The organism is Fructilactobacillus sp. X2R1C3 (assembly GCF_059901425.1).
On the sequence record NZ_JBWXUW010000006.1, the window covers coordinates 1 to 3,236 of the forward strand.

General features: G+C 49.0%; 2 rRNA genes. Both read right to left on the bottom strand.

What is annotated here, in order from left to right:
- A 5S ribosomal RNA gene (rrf, locus tag AC6UDD_RS06880) occupies positions 1-96 on the bottom strand; the annotation flags it as partial.
- A gap of 72 nt (positions 97-168) precedes the next feature.
- Positions 169-3,085, bottom strand: a 23S ribosomal RNA gene (locus AC6UDD_RS06885).
- Between the last annotated feature and the right edge of the window lie 151 nt (positions 3,086-3,236).

The following is a 3,236-nucleotide window of genomic DNA, read 5'->3' on the forward strand; positions in this document are numbered from 1 at the left end:
GCAGGGGGCGATCCCCCAACTACTCTTGGCGTGCTGAAGCTTAACTTCTGTGTTCGGCATGGGAACAGGTGTATCCTTCAGGCTTTCGCCACCACACTTAGAAAGAACTTCGTTCTCTCAAAACTAGATAATATCTTCTCTGCCCGATTAACTTCCACTTCTTTTTGCTTGGTTAAGTCCTCGACCGATTAGTATTAGTCCGCTTCACGTATCACTACGCTTCCACTTCTAACCTATCTACCTGATCATCTTTCAGGGGTCTTACTTCCATAAAGGAATGGGAAATCTCATCTCGAGGCGAGTTTCACACTTAGATGCTTTCAGCGTTTATCTCGTCCATACATAGCTACCCAGCCGTGCGCCTGGCGGCGCAACTGGTACACCAGCGGTATGTCCATCCCGGTCCTCTCGTACTAGGGATAGCTCCTCTCAAATTTCCTGCGCCCGCGACGGATAGGGACCGAACTGTCTCACGACGTTCTGAACCCAGCTCGCGTACCGCTTTAATGGGCGAACAGCCCAACCCTTGGGACCAACTACAGCCCCAGGATGCGATGAGCCGACATCGAGGTGCCAAACCTCCCCGTCGATGTGAACTCTTGGGGGAGATAAGCCTGTTATCCCCAGGGTAGCTTTTATCCGTTGAGCGATGGCCCTTCCATATGGTACCACCGGATCACTAAGCCCGACTTTCGTCCCTGCTCGACCTGTATGTCTCGCAGTCAAGCTCCCTTCTGCCTTTACACTCTGTGAATGATTTCCAACCATTCTGAGGGAACCTTTGGGCGCCTCCGTTACTATTTAGGAGGCGACCGCCCCAGTCAAACTGCCAACCAGACACTGTCTCCGAGCACGTTGAGTGCTCAGGGTTAGAGTGTTCACATAGCAAGGGTAGTATCCCAATGACGCCTCCGCCGAAGCTAGCGCTCCGGTTTCAATGGCTCCTACCTATCCTGTACAAGCTGTGCAAACACCCAATATCAAGCTACAGTAAAGCTCCATGGGGTCTTTCCGTCCTGTCGCGGGTAACCTGCTTCTTCACAGGTATCTTAATTTCACCGAGTCTCTCGTTGAGACAGTGCCCAGATCGTTACGCCTTTCGTGCGGGTCGGAACTTACCCGACAAGGAATTTCGCTACCTTAGGACCGTTATAGTTACGGCCGCCGTTTACTGGGGCTTCATTTCGGAGCTTCGCCGAAGCTAACTCTTCCACTTAACCTTCCAGCACCGGGCAGGCGTCAGCCCCTATACGTCATCTTACGATTTTGCAGAAACCTGTGTTTTTGATAAACAGTCGTCTGGGCCTCTTCACTGCGGCTGTCCGTTAGGACAGCACCCCTTCTTCCGAAGTTACGGGGTCATTTTGCCGAGTTCCTTAACGAGAGTTCTCTCGCTCACCTGAGGATACTCTCCTCGACTACCTGTGTCGGTTTGCGGTACGGGTAGTTATTAACTCGCTAGAAGCTTTTCTCGGCAGCGTGACATCAGTTGCTTCCCTACTATAATTTCGGTCCTCATCGTCGCTTGTCAACTCGATCAAAAGCATTTCTCTCTTGACCTGACTTACGACTTGAACATCCATATCCATCAGGATGCACAACTTAGCCTTCTGCGTTCCTCCATCACTCAAACGTTAATAACTAGTACAGGAATCTCAACCTGTTATCCATCGTCTACGCCTCTCGGCCTCGACTTAGGTCCCGACTAACCCTGGGTGGACGAGCCTTCCCCAGGAAACCTTAGTCATTCGGTGAATCAGATTCTCACTGATTTTTCGCTACTCATACCGGCATTCTCACTTCTAAGCGCTCCACTAGTCCTTACGGTCTAGCTTCGTTGCCCTTAGAACGCTCTCCTATCACGCGACCAAGTCGCGTCCGCAGTCTCGGTAATATGCTTAGCCCCGGTAAATTTTCGGCGCAGAATCACTCGACTAGTGAGCTATTACGCACTCTTTAAATGGTGGCTGCTTCTGAGCCAACATCCTAGTTGTCTATGCAACTCCACTGCCTTTTCCACTTAGCATATATTTAGGGACCTTAACTGGCGGTCTGGGCTGTTCCCCTTTCGACGATGGATCTTATCACTCATCGTCTGACTCCCGGATATAAATCAATGGTATTCGGAGTTTATCTGAACTTAGTAATCCAAGACGGACCCCTTGTCCAAACAGTGGCTCTACCTCCATGATTCTAAATCCGAGGCTAACCCTAAAGCTATTTCGGAGAGAACCAGCTATCTCCAAGTTCGTTTGGAATTTCACCGCTATCCACACCTCATCCCAGCACTTTTCAACGTACACGGGTTCGGACCTCCGGTGCGTATTACCGCACTTTCATCCTGGACATGGATAGATCACCTGGTTTCGGGTCTATGGCAACATACTTCAACGCCCTATTCAGACTCGCTTTCGCTTCGGCTCCGCTTTTTCAACTTAACCTTGCATGCAACTATAACTCGCCGGTTCATTCTACAAGAGGCACGCTATCACCCTTAAATGGGCTCTAACTGCTTGTAGGCACATGGTTGCAGGAACTATTTCACTCCCCTTCCGGGGTGCTTTTCACCTTTCCCTCACGGTACTGGTTCACTATCGGTCACTAGGTAGTATTTAGCCTTGGGAGATGGTCCTCCCGGTTTCCGACGACGTTTCACGTGTGTCGCCGTACTCAGGATCCTGAACTGAGGGAACCTGATTTCGTCTACTGGGCTATCACCATCTATGGCTCAGCTTCCCAACTGATTCGACTATCAGATTCTTTTGTAACTCAAATGTTCAGTCCTACAACCCCGACCAGTAAACTGATCGGTTTGGGCTGTTCCCCGTTCGCTCGCCGCTACTGAGGGAATCGAAATTTTTTTCTACTCCTGCGGGTACTTAGATGTTTCAGTTCCCCGCGTCTACCGCACGGCAGCTATGAATTCACTGTCGTGCAATCATCGACTAAGATGATTGGGTTTCCCCATTCGGAAATCTCCGGATCAAAGCTTACGTACAGCTCCCCGAAGCATATCGGTGTTAGTTCCGTCCTTCATCGGCTCCTAGTACCAAGGCATTCACCATGCGCCCTTAATAACTTAACCTGCATCACTTCGTGATGTAAGTTATTGAGTATTTGCGATTTAAACTATTTTAAAAAACTCAAATAACGTAGTGGTTATTTCTCGGTTAAAATTATAATTAAAATATAATTAATACAGAAAATAATATTATCTAGTTTTCAAAGAACAAAGT